Consider the following 17,547-nt stretch of genomic DNA (forward strand, 5'->3'; position numbering starts at 1 on the left):
TCTCTAGCGTAGAGACGGGGTTTTTTTGTTGGCCAAATTCCGGGTTTGGCCGGCACCCCTTTTAAATATATATGAACTACACTCATTTGGGAGGAATAGCAGATGAACCGCAAAATTATCGTATTGGACACGACGTTACGCGACGGAGAGCAGGTGCCTGGCGCCAAGCTCAACACGCAGCAGAAGGTTGAATTCGCGCAGCAGCTGAAGCGCCTCAATGTAGATATCATCGAGGCGGGCTTCCCTGCGTCGTCGGCGGGGGATTTTCAAGCCGTGCAGGAAATCGTCAGAACCGTGGGGGACAGCGTCTCTGTGACCGCGCTCGCCCGCGCAGTGAAGAGCGACATCGAAAGCGTGTATGAAAGCATCAAGCTGGCACAAAATCCGTTTATCCATATCGTGCTGGGCACGTCCAACATCCATGTGGAGAAAAAGTTCAGCCGCTCGAAGGACGCCGTCATGCAGATGGGTGTGGATGCGGTCAAATTTGCGAAGACGCTGCTGCCAGAGGTGCAGTATTCCACGGAGGATGCGTCCCGGTCGGAATTCGAGTACCTGTGGCAGACGATCGAAGCGGTGGTCAAAGCCGGCGCGACGATCATCAACGTTCCAGACACGGTAGGCTATGCCGTTCCGGAAGAGTTCGGTGAGCTGATCCGCAAAATCAACGACCGGCTGAAAAATCTGAACGACAAGGTCGTCCTGAGTGTGCACTGCCATAACGATCTGGGGCTGGCCACGGCAAACACGCTGGCCGCCATCAAGAACGGGGCCGAGAAGGTGGAGTGCACCATCAACGGGCTTGGCGAACGCGCCGGCAACACCTCACTTGAGGAAGTGGTGATGGGGCTGAAGGTGCGGGAGAATTATTTTAACTGCCACACCCAGATCCAGCTGAAGGAAATACTGCGCACCTCCCGGCTGCTGACGCATTTGACAGGCCTGGATGTGCAGGTCAACAAGGCGATTACGGGCGAAAACGCGTTTGCCCACTCGTCCGGCATTCATCAGGATGGACTGCTGAAAGATAAAAACGTGTACGAAATCATGTCGCCGGAGGAAGTCGGGGCTGAGAGCATGGAATTGATCCTGACCGCGCGTTCCGGACGGCATGCGTTCAGAAATGCGGTAGAGAAGATCGGCTTTGACACGAGCAATCCAAACGATTTTGAGGAGCTATTTGCGAAATTTCTGCAGCTGGCCGATGCCAAAAAGGAAGTGTACGACCATGACGTATTCTACCTGGTGACCGAGCACCGCAAGATCGATCAGGGCACCAGCCATCTGTATGAGCTGGAATCCTTCCAGGTCGTGACCAACGACCTCGTGCCGACGGCGACCGTCCAGCTGAAAAAAGGCGGCGAAAGCTATACCGACAGCAAAGTCGGGGACGGACCGATCGATGCGCTGTACAGCGCGATCAAGGCCTTGGTCGGACTTGACGTGCAGCTGAGGGATTATAAAATCAACAGCCTTTCCCGGGGCAAAGAGGCGATTGGCCGCGTCAACATCCGGCTGGAATACCAGGGCAAAACTTATTCGGGACGGGCGATGGATACCGACATTATCAAGGCGAGCGCGCTGGCGTTCCTCAACGGCATCAACGCCGCCGTACTGGACGCACCGGGCGAGCCGCAGGCGGCTGTGCAGGGTGCAAGCGAGTAAAAGGAGGCATATATCATGGCATTAAAAGAGAGTGCCGAGCGGGTGCAGAGCCGTCTCCGTGACATGGGCTACGACCATCGGGTGGTGGAACTGCCGGACAGCACTCGCACGGCGGAAGAAGCCGCGGCGGCGATTGGCTGCGAAGTGGCACAAATTGCGAAGTCCATTATTTTCCGTCTGAGCGGTTCCAATGAACCTGTACTTGTTGTAGCAAGCGGCGTAAACCGTGTCAATGAAAAGCTTGTTTCCTCCTCGCTTAACGTCAAGCTGAAGAAGGCGGACGCAGATTTCGTGCGGGAACACACCGGCTTTGTCATCGGTGGTGTAGCGCCGATTGGTCACCTGGAGAGAATCACGACGATTATTGATGAAGACTTGTTGAAATTCGGCACGATTTGGGCGGCGGCCGGTCATCCGAAGGCGGTATTTTCTTGCACCCCGGAGGAGCTAACTGCAATGACAGCCGGACAGGTAATGACCATTCAATAAGGTATGGGGCCGAGGTTATGAGTACAGCCGGAGACGAACGTATTTTATGCGGTTGGGAACCAGTTCGGGCTCCGCATTTAAGATCCGAATCCAGAAGAGGCAGCAGGGATGTGCTGCTTCTTCTGTTTTTATCATTTTTCGTATAGTCCTGCCGCGGATCTGCCGTCATGCCTTGACAAAAGGAACGATTTTGAAGAAACTAGACGTATATGAAAGTTTTTTTGATGTTCAAAATTATTTTTAGATGACAGATTGAAGAGAGTGGGATCTATGGAACATATCAAGGAAGAGCTGAATGTGCTGCTGCCTGTTATCCGGGCCATCGCCGCCCAGTTTGGGGAGAAATGCGAAGTGGTGCTTCACGATTTGACGCAAGGGTACGAAAGCACGATCGTGGCGATCGAGAACGGCCACATTACCGGGCGGAAGGTCGGGGACTGCGGCAGCAATCTCGGGCTGGAGGTGCTGCGCGGAACCGTAACGGAGGGAGACCGCTACAACTACATCACCCAGACGAAGGACGGCAAAATATTGCGTTCCTCCTCAACCTACTTCAAGAACAGCAAGGGTGAGACGATCGGAGCGCTCTGCATGAACCTGGATATATCCGATCTGCTCGTGGCGGAGAATACGATCCGCTCGCTGACGATGCACAGCCTCGATCAGGAAGTGAAAGAGGTATTCGTCAACGACGTGAACGATCTGCTTGATTACCTGCTGCAGGAATGCCAGAAGGAAATCGGCAAGCCGGTCTCGCATATGAGCAAGGATGACAAGGTGAAGGCGGTGCAGTTTCTGGATATGCGCGGCGCTTTTCTCGTGAAAAAGGCGGGAGATAAAGTATGCCAGTTCCTCGATATTTCCAAGTTTACGCTGTATAACTATCTCGACGAAATTCGGGCAAACCAGGACAAAGGCATGCCGAAAAACAGGGTATAGGGCTGGATGAATTTTGAATAGCAATGCGGCAGACAAGGGCAGAAGGAGTCCGCGCAATTGCATGAATATAAGTGGGGAACGGATGCTGAATAAGAGTAGGCCTTTATTTCGGGCTTTTCTTTGTCATGAGTTGAAAGCGTATTCAAACTTGTGCTGAATCATAGAAATTATATTGACAATGCGCAGCGAAGGGATTCATAATGTGAACAATCAAAAAAATATTTTTTTGACCTAATTATTTTTTTGTAGTTATGGAGTTTGATTGTCTCAGCGAGCCTATCACAAGGGCATACCCATGACCCAGATCTGTGTCATTTAAGGAGGGAGCAAGATGGTTCAAACCGTATCAACGCCTGCCGTCATCGTCGATTTGGACATTGCCGAACGCAACATCCGCAGCATGGCGGAGGAAGCGAGAAAGGCCGGAATCCGGCACCGTCCCCACATCAAATCCCACAAGTCGGTTTATTTTGCCCGCAAGCAGCTGGAGGCCGGAAGCACCGGCATCACCTGCGCCAAGCTGGGGGAAGCGGAAGTGATGGCTGAAGCGGGGATCGACGATATTTTGATCGCTTTTCCCATCATTGGCGAAGACAAGAAGGAACGGCTGTATCAGCTGGCGCAAAAGGTGAAAGTAACGACAGTCGCCGACAGCGTGGAAGGCGCCACGGCCGTGTCGGAGGTGGGTGAGCGTCTCGGCCGCCGCATACCGCTCTACATCGAGGTTGACGGAGGCATCGGGCGCTGCGGCCGGCAGCCGGGGGAGGACACGCTGCAATTTGCGCAGCGGATCCAAAGCCTGCCGGGGATCGAAATCACTGGGCTGCTGTCCTACGCGGGGCAGATTTACGGCGAAGAGAGCCGGGAAGAGATCCGCAGCACGGCGCGCCAAGAGGCGGCTACCCTGAAGAATACCGCCGATCTGCTGAGGGAAGCGGGGATCGACGTTCCGGTCGTCAGCGGCGGTTCGTCGCTGTCGTCCAAGTTCGCAGGGGAACTGGAGGGGGTAACCGAGATCCGCGCCGGAAATTACATATTCCACGACGTGGGCCAATTGTCGATGGGCATGATCACGGTGGACGATTGCGCGCTGCGGGTGATCACGACGGTCGTCAGCATACCGGCTCCGGGCCGGGCGATCATCGACGCGGGATCCAAAACGCTCACCACGGATACGATGCCGTTCTCTAAAGGTTTCGGCTACATCGTGGAGCATCCCGACATCGAAATTTTCAAGCTGAATGAAGAGCATGGGTTCCTCAGCTATGATCCGGCTTCTGTATCGCTTCACATCGGCCAGCACCTGACGATTATCCCGAACCATGCCTGCGTCCTTCCGAATCTGTGCGATGACATCGTCGGCTTCCGCGGAGGAGTGCCGGTCGAGAAGATCCGGATCGACGCAAGGGGCAAGAACAGCTAAGCGCTACAGGGAGGAGGCTGGGATTCATGGGGAAGGACCTTGATTCATTTCACGAGCAGGAGCTGCTGGATATCGTCTGCGGACTGATCCGCATCCCGAGTGAAAATCCGCCGGGGCGCGAAGAGGAGGCCGCCCGGTACGTCTTGCAGCTCCTCTGGGACGAGGGGATCGAAGCCGAGCTGCAGTGGGCCGCGCCGCAGCGGCCGAATGTGGTCGCCCGGTTGAAGGGCACGGCCGAAGGGCCGGCGCTCCTGTACAACGGCCATCTCGACGTTGTCCCGGCCGGGGAAGGCTGGAGCGAGGACCCGTTTGCCGCCGTCGTCCGAGGCGGTGAGCTGATCGGCCGGGGTGCGGCCGATATGAAATCGGGCGTCGCGGCCATGCTGTACGCGGCCATCCTGCTGCACCGGCGCGGCTGCCCGTTCGCCGGGGAGCTGATCCTGCTCTTCAACGTGGACGAAGAGCGGGAGAATGTCGGCATGCGCCACTTTATGCGCAGCGGCGTGCACGCCGATTTCGCCGTTATCGGCGAGCCGACCGGGCTCGGCATCTGCACCGCCCATAAAGGCGTCGGCCGCTACCGGATCCGCACGGCGGGCGTCGCCGGACATGCAGCGAAGGTGCTGGAGCCCGACAACGCCATTCCGAAGATGGCGGCGCTCATCTCGGCGCTGGAGCCGCTTCGAAGCCGCCTCAAAGAGAGCGCCGATCCGCTCCTCGGGTACGCGACGCTGAACGTCACGCAGATCAAGGGCGGGACGGCGCCGAACATCGTGCCGCAGCACTGCGAGATCGAGGTCGACCGCCGGGTTATCCCCGGCGAGACGGCGGCGCAGGTGCTGGAGCAGCTGAAGGAGGCGCTAAATGCAGCTGCAGGCACAAGCTCAGGCGAAGGCTTAAGTGCCGGAACTGGTGAAGTCGCCTACGAAGTGGACGACTACTTGTTTATACCGGCGTCGACCATTCCGCAGGACCATCAGCTTGTGCAGGCGCTGGTGGAGGTCACGGGTCATGTTCTCGGGAACCCGTCCGCCATCGGCATTTTCGAAGCGACCTGCGAGGCGCCGTTTCTGTCCGTTGACTTGGGCATACCGACGGTTATATTCGGACCAGGATCGCTGGACCAAGCCCATGTTAAGGATGAGCGGGTTCCTGTCCGTCAGATCACGGACGCAGCCAAGGTATACATGCAGCTCGCCATGCGGCTGCTTCAACAACAACCATTACAGGAGGAATGATGATGAGCATTCAAGAGAGATTGAAAGAACTGAACATCGAGCTGGAGCCGGTTGGCGAGCCGAAATTCTCGTACGTTCCCGTAAACCAGGTAGGAAATCTGCTGTACACTTCGGGCCATGATTGCCGCAAGAACGGGGAGCTGATTCTAAAAGGCAAGCTTGGAGAAGAGCTGACGATCGAACAGGGGCAAGAGGCGGCGCGCCGGTGCATCGTGAACATTTTATCGTCGCTGCAGGCCCATCTGGGCAGCTTGGACCGGGTGAAGAAAGTAGTGAAGATGCTCGGCTTCATACAAAGCGCTCCGGGATTTAAAGATCAGCCTTACGTGCTGAACGGGGCGTCGGATCTGCTGATCGAAGTGTTCGGGGAGAAGGGTAAACATGCGCGCTCCGCGATCGGGACAAACGAGCTGCCGTTTGATACGCCGGTCGAGGTGGAGATCATCGTCGAGATCGAATAACGGCGGTAGAGCAGACTGCCGGAAGAGCTATTTTTCATATAAAAAAAGGAGGGGGTTCAACCCAATGAACCACCACTCCAGAAAATGATCAGATTATTAATGTAACAGACCGAAGCTTGAAAATCAACGAACCGGAGGATCGAAGGATGAAGAGCAGGGTTCCATTATATCTGCTGTCTCTTATTGCATACCTGGGGATGCCGCTCGGCGTCATCTGGATGAATCGGATTTACGAGGAACGCCATGTGTTCGTGCTCGGCATGCCTTTATTGTTGTTCTGGATGGTGCTGTGGATCCTCCTTGGGGTTGGCATCATGCTGCTGGTTCATAGGCTCAATCCGGACAACCTGGAAGAAGAGAAGGAGGCGACGGAATAATGTCACATCAGGCTATTTCCATCTCGATTATCGGCATTTTTCTAGTTCTGGCGCTGTATCTCGGCATCCGGGCGTCGAAAGGTAAAAAAATGAGTCTCGAAGAATGGTCCGTCGGTGGGCGCGGATTCGGGACGGCTTTTATTTTTCTTCTGATGGCGGGCGAGCTGTATACGGTCAACGCCCTGATGGGCATCAGCGGCTGGGCTTTCGGGCGCGGCGGGGCTGCGTTCTATAACATCACGATGCTCAATTTCATCATCGGATACTGGCTGCTGCCGAAGATTTGGAAGTATGGGAAGGAGCATAATCTGATCTCCCAATCCGACTTCTTTATCAAAAAATACAACAGTCCGGCTCTGGGCATTTTCGTGGCGGTCGTCGGCTTCATTTCCATGATTCCTTATCTGATCATCCAGCTGAAGGGGCTGGGGCTGATCATTTCCGAGGCGTCGTACGGCGCCATCTCCCCGACAGCCGCCATCTGGATCGGTGTGATCGCCGTCACGGTCTATGTGATGATTTCGGGCATTCACGGCTCGGCGTGGACCGCCGTCATCAAGGATATCCTCATCGTGGTGGTCGTCGTGTTTCTCGGTTTGTACCTGCCGATTCACTATTATGGCGGCATTGGGGATATGTTCCGGGCGGTGGAGGACGCCAAGCCCGGTTTTCTCGGCCTGGAGGACAAGGGGTACAGCACGTCCTGGTACGTATCCAGCCTGATTCTGCTGTCCTTCGGATATTACATGTGGCCGCACGGCTTCATCGCCACCTATTCCGGCAAAAATGCGCGCTCCATCCGCAAAAATACGCTCATGCTCCCGCTGTACATGCTGTTTACGCTGTTCGTCCTGTTTATCGGGACGTCGGCGGTACTGCAGGTGGATGGTGTCAGCAACAACGACATCGCCATTTTTGCCATCGTGAAGCAGACTTTCAGCCCCTGGGTCGTCGGTCTCCTTGGCGCTGCCGGGCTGCTGACGGCGATCGTTCCGGGATCAATGCTGCTGATGACGACGGCCTCGCTGATCGCCAACAACGTCGTCAAAGCGCTTCGTCCGCGGACGGACGACCGCACGGTCATGAGTTTGGCGCGCTGGCTGGTGCCGGTGGTGGCCGCGGTCGCGCTCATCTTCACGTTCAACAGCGGCTCGGCGATCCTGCTGCTGATGCTGAGCGGTTACGGTTTTGTGTCGCAGCTGACGCCGGCGGTGGTCACAAGCTTTATGAAACGGAATCCATTGAACAAGTACGGCGTGTTTGCCGGAGTGACGGTCGGCGTGCTGATCGTCGCTTATATCAACCTGATTGGCGCCACCATGGGCACCTTTTTCCCTGCGGCCCCGAGCTGGTTCCAGGATTTGAACGTGGGGATCGTGGCGCTGCTCGCCAACATCGTGGTTTCCCTGATCGTTAGCGCAGCGACCCGATCCTTGTCCGCCAGCCGCGGCAGCGCCGCTGCCGAGCGTGCAGCCGTCAAAGGTGCATGATCGGTGCTGCGAGCAAGCAGCGGGAAAAGTTAGAAAGATATCGTTATGGCCGTGGGGTGAGCCTTTAGATCAAGGAGCCCCTTAGTGGATGAACTGCCATTTGACAGGCATTTTTCGTTATACACGGCGCTTCGTGCCGGGAACGTCCAGAAGATGGACTTCCCGGTTTTTTTGTATGTATTGGGAGGTTATTAGAACCTGGAGAATCATGAACCTGTACGGGGCAAAAAGAATGACCTTTTGGATGAATTAAAATCTGTTAATTCCGCCTGCTTTAAGGTTCATTTAATATTGACCGGGTATACTGGCCCTGACCAAGAAGAAGGAGGACCTCATGCTCATGGGCAAACCGCGAATCGAAGAATGGACGCAGCTGCGTGGCCTCGCCTTTCTGGCGATCGTGATGCAGCATTCCATTGCCGAGTACATCTACAGGCCCGACATTGTGGCCGCGGATTCCACCATGCTGACGATGATCTACCACCTGACCCGTTTCGGAACGCCGACCTTTGTATTTTTGTCCGCCGTGCTGCTGTTCTACAACTATGGTGAACGGTTTCGGTACGGTCCGTTTATCCGCAAACGGTTCGGGGATGTGTATGTCCCTTTCCTGTGCTGGACGGTGATTTATTGGCTGTATGTCCACGTATTTACCCCATCCTTCTGGCAAAAAGGAGGACAGGACTGGGGAGCGCTGCTGAAAGAGATGTTCGTTCCTCAGACGGGATACCAGCTGTGGTTTATCCTGATGATCTTTCAATTCTACCTGCTGTTTCCGCTGTTTGCCTGGGCGTTCCGGGCGGCGCGGCGCGTGATCGGTCCTATGGAGGCGAAGAAGCGGGCAGGGGTGCTGTCCGCGATCCTGGGCGGTTCTTGTATGATCTACGCTGCTCTGCTGTATCTCTCCTATTACCGGATGGGGAGCTGGGCCGAAGGGCTTGGCGGACCCTGGTCCGTTTTGCTGCAGTACCGCAGCTATTCGTTTGTGATGTACGGTTTTTATTTTGTGGCCGGTGCTGTATGCGCGGCATCTGTCTCCAACTGGCGGAAGTGGTGCACCCGGCTGCTGCCTTGGACCGGACTCCTGTTCCTGGCGATGTACATCAAGCTGGGCTATGACGTGCTGCAGGGGTCGGGCGAGGTCGTGAATTTAAATATATCCACGTACCTGCGGCCATCGACCTTTGTCATCATCGTCGCGCAGATGCTCCTGCTGTACGGGCTGCTCATCATGATGCAGGGGCGGAGCCAGGCTTTCCTGCGGCTGCTGACCTGGATCGGCCGATATTCATTCGGCGGCTATCTTGTGCACGCCCTGATCATTTACGTGATTGCCTTTTTTACGCGTCCGATGGATCTGGCCGGCAGCCATGTGTCTTTTACGCTCCTGACCTTCGGCCTGACTGTGCTCGCTTCGCTCGGCATCAGCTACACGCTGTCGCATCTGCCGGGATCGCGCTGGATCATTGGCGCAAAGCGCCGTGACGTGAAGCAGGGCAAGCCGGACGAGACTGGCTTCCGCAAGGAGTCTCCGACGGTGTCTTGATGCCTTGATGTCCTGATGCCTTGATGAAAGTCCATTGAAACAAACCATTTATGATTCCAATCATCCCGCAGCTAAAAAGGGTGCCATCAATCCAATGATTGATGGCACCCTTTTTGATTTCGAAGGTAAGTTAGACCGAGAGAACGATCTTTCCGCGGCCATGGCCGGATTCGATCTCCCGGTGGGCTTCCCGGGCCTGATCCAGCGGCAGCACTTTGCGGATATGGATGTCGACTTTCCCTTCGTTGTAGATGCGGACAAGCTCGGCAAGGCGTTCTTTGCTGCGCGTGCCGGTCAGCTGCCGTATGCCGAGTGTTTGGGCCCGAACACTGGGGACCATCGCTACAATTCGGCTGAGGTCCTGGACCAGGTCCACGGATGCCTGCAGGGCGATGTCATCCCCGCCGCCGGCATGCAAGGCGGCGTCCACTCCAGCGGGAGCGATGGCGCGTACGCGGGCGGCAAGCCCATCCCCGTAGCCGAGCGGGATGGCGCCCAAACGCTGGAGATGATCGTGATTGGCCTCGCTGGCCGTGCCGATCACCCTGCCGGCGCCCCAGGCCAGCGCGAGCTGCACGGCAAAGGTGCCCAGCCCGCCGGCCGCCCCATGGATCAGCACGGTATCCCCGGGCTGAATCCGGATCGCTTCCAGTCCCATATGGGCGCCCTGTCCGTTGCCGGTAAAACCTCCGGCGGTCTCCCAAGGCATGCCCGCCGGTTTGCGGATCAATTGGTCGCTGCTGACGACGACATATTCGGCATATCCGCCAAACATCGTAAAGCCGATCACTTCGTCCCCGCGCGCGAATTCGCTGACGCCGTCCCCCACCTCGTCGATGATCCCGGCAAATTCATTGCCCGGGATGATCGGAAACGGGTGGGACTGCGCGTATGGAACGCTTCCGCTGCGGACCTTGGCGTCGATTGGCATGACGCCGGCCGTTTGAACGCGTACCAGGACGGTTCCCGGCCCGGCGGACGGAACGGGCAGCTCGGTCAGCTGCAGTACATCGGGCGACCCCAGGCGGTTAAACGTTATGGCTTTCATTGGACTCACTCCTTGACGTATTCAGAATTGTAGATCCCATTGATTTCCTTTTCACGTTATTTTATAATCAGGCTGCGATAAACGGAAATATATATTTAATTATGACTCTATATATTCAAGTATATAGGAAAAGGAGGGAAAGCTATGGAGCTGCTGCAGCTTCAATATTTCAGGACGGTCGCCAGGCTGGAACATATGACGAAGGCGTCGCAGGAGCTGCGGATCGCCCAGCCGGCGCTCAGCAAGACGATTTCCCGGCTGGAGGAGGATATTGGCGTTCCGCTTTTCGATAGGCAAGCGGGTAGAATTCGGCTGAATTCCTATGGGAAGGCGTTTCTGACAAAAGCTGAGGAAGCGCTCCGCCTGCTGGAGGAAGGAAAGCGGGAGGTGGCAGATCTTGCCGGGCTGGAGCGCGGCAGCATCCGTCTGGTCACGGCGACGCTGGAGCGGATGACGGGGCCGATCACCGAATTTATATCGGCTCATCCGGAAGTGAACTTTCAAATTTCCCAGGCTCCCATTGAGCAGATGAGCGAATTTCTTACCTCGGGTGAGGCCGATCTCGGCTTTACGCCGCTGCCGCTGGATCAAGCGGGATATGCCTATAAGGCGGTGCTGAGCGAGGAATTGTACTTGGCCGTGCCCTCGGCGCATCCGCTTGCCGGCCGCCGTCAGGTTACTTTGAAAGAAGCGGCGGCGGAGCCCTTTATCGGATATCGGGAGGACTTTGTCTTCCAGCAAATCAATGACAGCTTCTTTGAGCAGGCCGGAGCGGCTCCCCGGTACATTTGCCGGGTCGACGAACCGCCGGCGATCCTAAGCCTCGTACGCGCGGGCGTCGGGGTAGCGCTGTCCGGCTGCAAAAAAGGAGATAAAGAAATACCCGGTGTCACTCTAGTGCCCGTGTCCGATCAAGCGTGCCGGCGCCAATATTACCTCGTATGGAGCGAGCAGCGCTATTTGTCGGCCGCCGCGTGCGAATTTAGGGACCACGTGGCCGCATATTTTGCGGAGTGATTCACGTCAGACGAGAAATGACCCGGTGGCATCCGCTGCGGTGCGGCTGAACTCGAGCCTGGACTTTTATTATGGCTGTAAAGACAGGGGAGGCACCGCCGATATTCGGCTGCCTCTCCTTTGATTTGGACAAGGAAATACGAAGGAAGGGGACTTATGGATTCGAGTGAGTCTAATAATTCACTGCATTAGCGCGTTACCTTGTGATCTTGCATCCCTTCCACCGAATGTAATACAATGCTTTTAAATTTTAGTTCGAGCTAATTCATAGGACACAAGCTGTGAAGGAAAGAGTAAGCGGAGAAAGCTCCTGCCAGGGACGGTATGCCGATAGACTGGAAGCATCCGAGGGACACTGCCCGCCGAAGTTCATTCCTGAGCCGGTATTTTGATTCCCTGCATGAGGAATGCAGGACGTAGGAATACCCGTTTCCCTTGCGTTAAAAGGTTCAAGTGAGATGTGCAGCCAACACGTGTGCATGTCTAATAAGGGTGGTACCACGACTCCTCGTCCCTTGGCGGACAGGGGTCTTTTTTGTTTGATTTTATATTTTTTTAACACTAGGTGAGGAGAGATGAGAGATGAGTCAAGGGCGCTTGGAAGAACTGCGCAATCAATTGGATGAGGTGAATCTTCAGCTGCTGTCGCTGCTGTCCGAACGGGCACGGATCGCACAGGAGCTTGGTGTAGAGAAGGAAAAACAGGGCGTGCCGAAGTTTGATCCGGTCCGTGAAAAGGAAATGCTAGAGAAGCTCGTGGCCAGCAACGAAGGACCGTTCGACCATGAGACGGTTCGGCATCTGTTCAAGCAAGTTTTTCAAGCGACGCTGACACTGCAGCAGGTCGATCATAAGAAGCACCTGCTCGTCAGCCGCAAAAAAAAGGCGGAGGATACCGTCATTCAGCTGGGCGATGTGACGATCGGCGGCGGCAAGCCGGTCATGATCGCGGGGCCATGCTCGGTTGAGAGCTATGAGCAGGTCCGCACCGTGGCGGCCGCTTTGAAGGAAGCGGGCATCACGGTGATGCGCGGCGGCGCCTTCAAGCCGAGAACTTCGCCTTATGATTTCCAGGGGCTTGGCATCGAAGGCCTGAAAATTCTGAAGGAAGTGGCGAGCGAATTCGGGCTGAAGACGATCAGCGAAATCGTGGATCCGGCTCATATCGAGCTGGCGTGCGATTACATCGACGTCATCCAGATCGGGGCGAGAAACATGCAGAACTTCGAGCTGCTGAAGGCGGCTGGCGACGTCCGGACACCGATACTGCTCAAGCGCGGGCTGGCAGCGACCATCGACGAATTCGTGCACGCGGCCGAGTACATTTTATCCCGGGGCAACACGCAGATCATGCTGATTGAGCGGGGCATCCGCACGTACGAAAAAGCGACCCGCAACACGCTCGACATTTCGGCCGTACCGATTCTGAAGCAGGAAACGCATCTGCCGGTACTGGTCGACGTGACCCATTCCACCGGCCGCAAAGACATCATGGCTCCTTGTGCTAAAGCGGCTCTGGCCGCCGGCGCCGACGGCGTGATGGTCGAGGTTCATCCGGATCCGGCTACGGCGTTGTCCGACGCGGCCCAGCAGTTCAACATTCCGCAGTTCCAGGAATTCTACAACCAGGTTAAAGGTTCGGGACTGCTGTAAGCACCGGATTCCATTATTACTTTGCCTGAATAAATGACGTTAGCAAGCACAACAAAAGCCGGGTCTCCTCTAGAGCTGCATGAGAGGGGATCCGGTTTTTTAGATAATGCAGTCTGTCTGCGATGAGTTTAGACCGATTAGGCCTTTCTTTATAAAAAATGGCTCGTTTCCACAAAGCTTTTTTCCAACGGGGACATCTCATATCCCGCTCGGGTCACCAAATATTTGTCCACATAGCGGAACGGCTCGGGCAGCTGGGCAAACGCCGAAAATCCGTGCTGCATCACGATGTTTTTGGAAATCAAGGAGATGCCCATCCCAAGGGAGGTCAGCTGAAGGAGGGTGTCCAGAATCCCCACTTCGGTGCTCTCTCCTTTTTCCAGGCCAAGCTCGGCGTAAAGCCGCTCCAGAATCGCAGCGTACAGGCAGTCCCGGGTCAAAATGATCCAGTTCTCCCCGTGGAGGGCGCATTCCAGGCTTTGTCCGCCGGCGAACTTTTTGCCGATGAGCACCATCTCCTCCGTACCCAGTTTTTTGTAACTCAGCTGCGGCGAATCGGTCCTGCCGATCGTAAAGGCCAAATCGATGTTTCCTTGGAGCAATTCGTGCTCCATCGACTGCGTCGTCCCGGTCTTTAGCGTGACGGACAGATCGGCGTGATTTTCATATAAACGGGTCAGTGCATCCGTGAGCTCTTTGCCAAAGACGGACTGCATGGTGCCGATCCGCAGCTTTATCTCCCTATAGCTCATATCCAGCTCGGTTTCTTCCCATAAAACAAGCATTTTTTTATATTGGCGGTAGAGCTTCCGCCCCTCCGACGTCAGCTCCATGCCTTTGGCACTCCGGATGAAAAGCTGCTGTCCGTAATGGGCTTCGATTTTTTTAATCTTGGCCGTCATGTTGGACTGGAGATGGTTCAGCTTGACGGCTGCGGCCGACAGGCTTTTAAGCTCGGCAACGCTGACAAAGGCTTTCATATTATCGATATCCATATCGGCCTCCAAGGTATCAAAAATGATGATGACTCTATTGATAACATGCATTATTCATGATATCCCAATCCCAGTATACTGGAACCGTAAAGATTCATAAAGCCAGGAGGAGAAGAGAAATGGAGATAAAGGGTTCTGAAAAAATACGCACCGGGATCATCGGAGGCTCGTTAAACAATCAGTGGGCCAGCAAAACTCACATTCCGGCTCTTACCCGGAGCGCAAGTCATGAAATTACAGCCATTGCCACCTCGAATATGGCATCCGCCCGGGAAAGCGCGGATGCACTGGGCGTCGCCCATGCTTTCGACGACTATCGTGAACTGGTGCAGTCCGGGAATGTGGATTTAGTAGTCGTCAGTGTGAAGGTTCCCCATCATTACGAAATGATCAAGGAAGCCATCGCCGCGGGGAAACACGTGTACAGCGAGTGGCCGCTTACCGTCACGCCAGAAGAGGCGGAGGAATTGGCGGAGCTTGCTTCGGAACAGGGGATTCATCATGCCGTTGGCCTCCAGGCCAGACAGTCGCCTGCGCTGCTGGATGCGAAAAACCGCATCACTCGCGGAGACATCGGCCGGGTGTTATCCGCCAGCATGTCGGTGTCTACGCCGGGTAAGGGAGGGTACACGGAACGGAACAACATTTATCTGCTTCAGGAGAAGTATGGAGCGACCCTGCTGGCGATTAACGGGGGACACTCGCTCGACGCGTTTGGATTTGTGCTGGGGGATCTGAAAGAAGTCTACGCAACGATGAACAGCAATTATTCGGAGGCCAAAGTATTGGGAACCGGGGAGACGGTACCCAAAGATACAGCCGACCAGATTATGGTTCATGGCACGCTCGAGAACGGCGCGTCGGTATCAATCCATATTCAAGGCGGAACCTATCCGAAATTTGAATTGGAGATTCAAGGGGAGAAAGGGGTCATCCGCATTTCCCAGCCTCAGTCCCAAGGTCATGTCCAGTTTGGTGGACTGGTGGTCGAGCAGGCGCTGTATCCGTCAGGACATATTGAGGGTTACGGAGATCAGGAGGCGTTTCAAAAGGTGTACGACGAGACCGAAGAATCTTCAGTCATCGTGAATCATGTGATGAAGGCACATCAGGTCATGGCAGAAGATATTCGTCTAGGGACGTCTCAGGCCCCTGATTTTTACGAAGCCGCCCGCCTGCACCGGCTGCTGGAAACGATCCGGCAGTCTGCCTTAACCGGCAAACGGCTAAGCGTAAGCTAATCGGAACAAACATGGCGGTGTGGTAGGACTTAGACCGAAAAAACGGCGGCAGCTAGGACAGAAGAAGGTCCTGGGCTGCTGCCGTTTTTTGAATCAAGCGTGTTTGCGGCACTTCATGAAGCAGCGCTGCTTGTTTCATCGGATTCGGCGGTTTGCCCGTTTTCGCAGCTGTGGAAAATAGCTCATCTCCTCAACGGAAATGGGCTTTGCACCGTCCTCCGGGTTTTGAGCCGAATATTCCCCGCTCGGGTACCCATCTTCCAGTCTAACGTCAATGAAATCAACGAGCTGCTGAAGTGAGGAGATTTGCTCGACGATCTGTTCACGGTGGCTTTTTAAAGTCTGGGTCAGCTCAATATATTCGGCGGGATCAGGGTTGCCGGATGCCTTCAGGAACGGCCTCATGGCCTCCAGGGAAATTCCTGTTTTTTTCAGGCAGGATATTAATTTGATCATATGAATATCCTTCCGGCGGTAGACGCGATGCCCGTTGTCCTTTCTGTCCGGCGGAGGGAGCAGCTTGATTTTTTCATAATAACGGATCGTGTCCTCGGAAAGTCCAGTCAGCTCCGCGGTTTGCTTGATCGTGAACGTTTGCTCGGTCATCATCCTGCACCTCCTGTAATGGAAACTTAATTGCATTATATATCTTGGAGCCGGCTCCAAGTCAAACGGGGTCTGCTTACTTTTTATTCATACAACGGCTCTTCATAAGGGGCCTTGACTTCGATTCGACTCCAACTTTTACAATGTGCTCTATCAGGGAGACATATCCCTGACATATGAAGGAGGAGACGCATATGAACCCTAAATATCAGCCTATAATGGAACCTTATCGTTTCAAAAATGGCGTCGAAGTCAAGAACAGAGTCGTTCTTGCGCCCATGACGATTTCTTATTCCCGGCAAGACGGTACGATATCGGATGATGTCATCGCGTATTATGAAAGCCGTTCGAACGGTGTTGGAATGGCGGTCACGGGAAGCGCGATCGTCACATCGAACGGAAAGGTATTCGGAGGGGAGATCGCGGCGGACCATGACGATCGGATCCCAAGCTTGCAGCGTCTGGCTGCAGCGATGAAGAAACGCGGGGCCAAAGCCATTTTGCAAATCTTTCATGGGGGACGCGAAGCTCTTCCGGAGGCGGTATCAAACGGTGAGATCGTAAGCGCAAGCGCGATTGCAAAAGAAGGGCAGAGCGTGATCCCCCGGGCGCTTGAAGAACAGGAAATTTTAGAGATCATCCGGGCATTTGGCGCCAGCACCCGGAGGGCAATCGAGGCGGGTTTCGACGGGGGAGAGATTCACGGGGCCAACCGGTTTTTGATCCAACAATTTTTTTCGCCATACACCAACCGGCGCGATGATCGTTGGGGAGGAAATCTAGACAAGCGTATGGCGTTTCCGCTTGCTGTAGTGGATGAAGTGAACAGAGCAGTGGTTGAACATGCTAAACGGCCGTTCCTCGTAGGATACCGGTTTTCGCCGGAAGAAGAAATGACGCCTGGCATTACGATGGCGGATACACTAAAACTGGTGGATGCCCTCGCCAATAAAAACCTGGATTATTTGCATGTTTCTTTGATGGACTTCTGGTCTAAGCCTAGACGTGGAGTAGAGGACAATCGCTCCAGAATGGAGATGATTGATGAGCTCGCCGGGCAAAGAGTTCCCGTCATCGGTGTAGGATCGATCCGCACACCTGATGAGGCGCTAAGAGCGCTGCAATCGGGAGTCCCGCTTATAGCACTGGGACGTGAGCTGATTATCGACCCGGATTGGGTTGAAAAGGTAACGCAAGGCAGGGAAGACGAAATCCGAACGGAGATCACGTTAGACGATCAAGAAAAACTGGGAATTGCCGATCCGTTATGGCACAAAATCGTCCATACGCCGGGATGGTTTCCGATCGCAGGCCAGGGCGTAACCGGCTAAAACGGGATTATGGTTATGCGAAAAGCGC

Annotated in this window: 16 protein-coding genes and 1 other annotated feature (1 of these 17 cut by a window edge); of the genes, 13 read left to right on the forward strand and 3 right to left on the reverse strand. The window is 55.1% G+C overall.

Annotated features, from left to right (window positions below; all coding sequences use genetic code 11):
* Positions 1 to 8 (forward strand) — a binding site (T-box leader) (it extends 228 nt beyond the left edge of the window).
* A gap of 94 nt (positions 9 to 102) precedes the next feature.
* From BCV73_RS02660 to BCV73_RS02700, 9 genes are all read left to right on the forward strand, one after another.
* Positions 103 to 1,665 carry a 2-isopropylmalate synthase gene (locus BCV73_RS02660; protein WP_076170417.1) on the forward strand — a complete coding sequence of 521 codons (1,563 nt, stop codon included), beginning with the start codon at positions 103 to 105 and terminating at the stop codon, positions 1,663 to 1,665.
* 15 nt (positions 1,666 to 1,680) lie between these two features.
* Positions 1,681 to 2,154, forward strand: a complete 474-nt coding sequence (locus tag BCV73_RS02665; protein ID WP_089545853.1) for a YbaK/EbsC family protein — start codon at positions 1,681 to 1,683, stop codon at positions 2,152 to 2,154.
* Between the two features lie 270 nt (positions 2,155 to 2,424).
* The gene (locus BCV73_RS02670) at positions 2,425 to 3,093 is read left to right on the forward strand and encodes a helix-turn-helix transcriptional regulator (protein WP_076170415.1); all 669 of its coding nucleotides are present in this window, start codon (positions 2,425 to 2,427) and stop codon (positions 3,091 to 3,093) included.
* A 331-nt stretch (positions 3,094 to 3,424) separates the two neighbouring features.
* Positions 3,425 to 4,516, forward strand: a complete 1,092-nt coding sequence (locus tag BCV73_RS02675; RefSeq protein ID WP_089545854.1) for an alanine racemase — start codon at positions 3,425 to 3,427, stop codon at positions 4,514 to 4,516.
* A 26-nt stretch (positions 4,517 to 4,542) separates the two neighbouring features.
* A complete protein-coding gene (locus BCV73_RS02680; protein WP_089545855.1) occupies positions 4,543 to 5,754 on the forward strand; it encodes a M20 family metallopeptidase in 1,212 nt (403 codons plus the stop codon).
* Positions 5,754 to 6,215 carry a RidA family protein gene (locus BCV73_RS02685; RefSeq protein WP_076170412.1) on the forward strand — a complete coding sequence of 154 codons (462 nt, stop codon included), beginning with the start codon at positions 5,754 to 5,756 and terminating at the stop codon, positions 6,213 to 6,215. Before BCV73_RS02680 ends, BCV73_RS02685 begins: the two co-directional genes overlap by 1 nt.
* Positions 6,216 to 6,361: 146 nt before the next feature.
* A complete protein-coding gene (locus tag BCV73_RS02690; RefSeq protein ID WP_089545856.1) occupies positions 6,362 to 6,592 on the forward strand; it encodes a DUF3311 domain-containing protein in 231 nt (76 codons plus the stop codon).
* On the forward strand, positions 6,592 to 8,082 hold the full coding sequence (locus BCV73_RS02695) for a sodium:solute symporter family protein (protein ID WP_089545857.1): 1,491 nt from the start codon (positions 6,592 to 6,594) through the stop codon (positions 8,080 to 8,082). Before BCV73_RS02690 ends, BCV73_RS02695 begins: the two co-directional genes overlap by 1 nt.
* A gap of 340 nt (positions 8,083 to 8,422) precedes the next feature.
* Positions 8,423 to 9,628 (forward strand): acyltransferase, encoded by a 1,206-nt coding sequence (locus tag BCV73_RS02700; protein ID WP_089545858.1) that lies wholly within the window; start codon positions 8,423 to 8,425, stop codon positions 9,626 to 9,628.
* A gap of 130 nt (positions 9,629 to 9,758) precedes the next feature.
* Here BCV73_RS02700 and BCV73_RS02705 read toward each other — a convergent pair whose 3' ends face one another.
* Positions 9,759 to 10,676 carry an NADP-dependent oxidoreductase gene (locus BCV73_RS02705; protein ID WP_089545859.1) on the reverse strand — a complete coding sequence of 306 codons (918 nt, stop codon included), beginning with the start codon at positions 10,674 to 10,676 and terminating at the stop codon, positions 9,759 to 9,761.
* A gap of 144 nt (positions 10,677 to 10,820) precedes the next feature.
* Between BCV73_RS02705 and BCV73_RS02710 the strand changes: the two genes are divergently transcribed.
* On the forward strand, positions 10,821 to 11,693 hold the full coding sequence (locus BCV73_RS02710) for a LysR family transcriptional regulator (protein ID WP_089545860.1): 873 nt from the start codon (positions 10,821 to 10,823) through the stop codon (positions 11,691 to 11,693).
* Between the two features lie 582 nt (positions 11,694 to 12,275).
* A complete protein-coding gene (locus BCV73_RS02715; RefSeq protein ID WP_089545861.1) occupies positions 12,276 to 13,346 on the forward strand; it encodes a bifunctional 3-deoxy-7-phosphoheptulonate synthase/chorismate mutase in 1,071 nt (356 codons plus the stop codon).
* A gap of 149 nt (positions 13,347 to 13,495) precedes the next feature.
* Here BCV73_RS02715 and BCV73_RS02720 read toward each other — a convergent pair whose 3' ends face one another.
* Entirely contained in the window at positions 13,496 to 14,341 is an 846-nt protein-coding gene (locus BCV73_RS02720) for a LysR family transcriptional regulator (RefSeq protein WP_076170800.1), read from the reverse strand.
* Between the two features lie 119 nt (positions 14,342 to 14,460).
* Here BCV73_RS02720 and BCV73_RS02725 point away from each other — a divergent pair, with 119 nt between their 5' ends.
* On the forward strand, positions 14,461 to 15,582 hold the full coding sequence (locus tag BCV73_RS02725) for a Gfo/Idh/MocA family protein (protein ID WP_089545862.1): 1,122 nt from the start codon (positions 14,461 to 14,463) through the stop codon (positions 15,580 to 15,582).
* 135 nt (positions 15,583 to 15,717) lie between these two features.
* Here BCV73_RS02725 and BCV73_RS02730 read toward each other — a convergent pair whose 3' ends face one another.
* A complete protein-coding gene (locus BCV73_RS02730) occupies positions 15,718 to 16,191 on the reverse strand; it encodes a MerR family transcriptional regulator (protein WP_089545863.1) in 474 nt (157 codons plus the stop codon).
* Positions 16,192 to 16,382: 191 nt separating this feature from the next.
* Between BCV73_RS02730 and BCV73_RS02735 the strand changes: the two genes are divergently transcribed.
* Entirely contained in the window at positions 16,383 to 17,519 is a 1,137-nt protein-coding gene (locus tag BCV73_RS02735) for an NADH-dependent flavin oxidoreductase (protein ID WP_089545864.1), read from the forward strand.
* Positions 17,520 to 17,547: the final 28 nt, after the last annotated feature.

This window comes from Paenibacillus sp. SSG-1 (assembly GCF_002224835.1).
Classification (GTDB): domain Bacteria; phylum Bacillota; class Bacilli; order Paenibacillales; family Paenibacillaceae; genus Paenibacillus_AQ; species Paenibacillus_AQ favisporus.

Coding starts and splice junctions, on each gene's coding strand:
- BCV73_RS02660 (WP_076170417.1), top strand. CDS start 103: ATGAACCGCAAAATTATCGTATTGGACACGACGTTACGCGACGGAGAG.
- BCV73_RS02665 (WP_089545853.1), top strand. CDS start 1,681: ATGGCATTAAAAGAGAGTGCCGAGCGGGTGCAGAGCCGTCTCCGTGAC.
- BCV73_RS02670 (WP_076170415.1), top strand. CDS start 2,425: ATGGAACATATCAAGGAAGAGCTGAATGTGCTGCTGCCTGTTATCCGG.
- BCV73_RS02675 (WP_089545854.1), top strand. CDS start 3,425: ATGGTTCAAACCGTATCAACGCCTGCCGTCATCGTCGATTTGGACATT.
- BCV73_RS02680 (WP_089545855.1), top strand. CDS start 4,543: ATGGGGAAGGACCTTGATTCATTTCACGAGCAGGAGCTGCTGGATATC.
- BCV73_RS02685 (WP_076170412.1), top strand. CDS start 5,754: ATGATGAGCATTCAAGAGAGATTGAAAGAACTGAACATCGAGCTGGAG.
- BCV73_RS02690 (WP_089545856.1), top strand. CDS start 6,362: ATGAAGAGCAGGGTTCCATTATATCTGCTGTCTCTTATTGCATACCTG.
- BCV73_RS02695 (WP_089545857.1), top strand. CDS start 6,592: ATGTCACATCAGGCTATTTCCATCTCGATTATCGGCATTTTTCTAGTT.
- BCV73_RS02700 (WP_089545858.1), top strand. CDS start 8,423: ATGGGCAAACCGCGAATCGAAGAATGGACGCAGCTGCGTGGCCTCGCC.
- BCV73_RS02705 (WP_089545859.1), bottom strand. CDS start 10,676: ATGAAAGCCATAACGTTTAACCGCCTGGGGTCGCCCGATGTACTGCAG.
- BCV73_RS02710 (WP_089545860.1), top strand. CDS start 10,821: ATGGAGCTGCTGCAGCTTCAATATTTCAGGACGGTCGCCAGGCTGGAA.
- BCV73_RS02715 (WP_089545861.1), top strand. CDS start 12,276: ATGAGTCAAGGGCGCTTGGAAGAACTGCGCAATCAATTGGATGAGGTG.
- BCV73_RS02720 (WP_076170800.1), bottom strand. CDS start 14,341: ATGGATATCGATAATATGAAAGCCTTTGTCAGCGTTGCCGAGCTTAAA.
- BCV73_RS02725 (WP_089545862.1), top strand. CDS start 14,461: ATGGAGATAAAGGGTTCTGAAAAAATACGCACCGGGATCATCGGAGGC.
- BCV73_RS02730 (WP_089545863.1), bottom strand. CDS start 16,191: ATGATGACCGAGCAAACGTTCACGATCAAGCAAACCGCGGAGCTGACT.
- BCV73_RS02735 (WP_089545864.1), top strand. CDS start 16,383: ATGAACCCTAAATATCAGCCTATAATGGAACCTTATCGTTTCAAAAAT.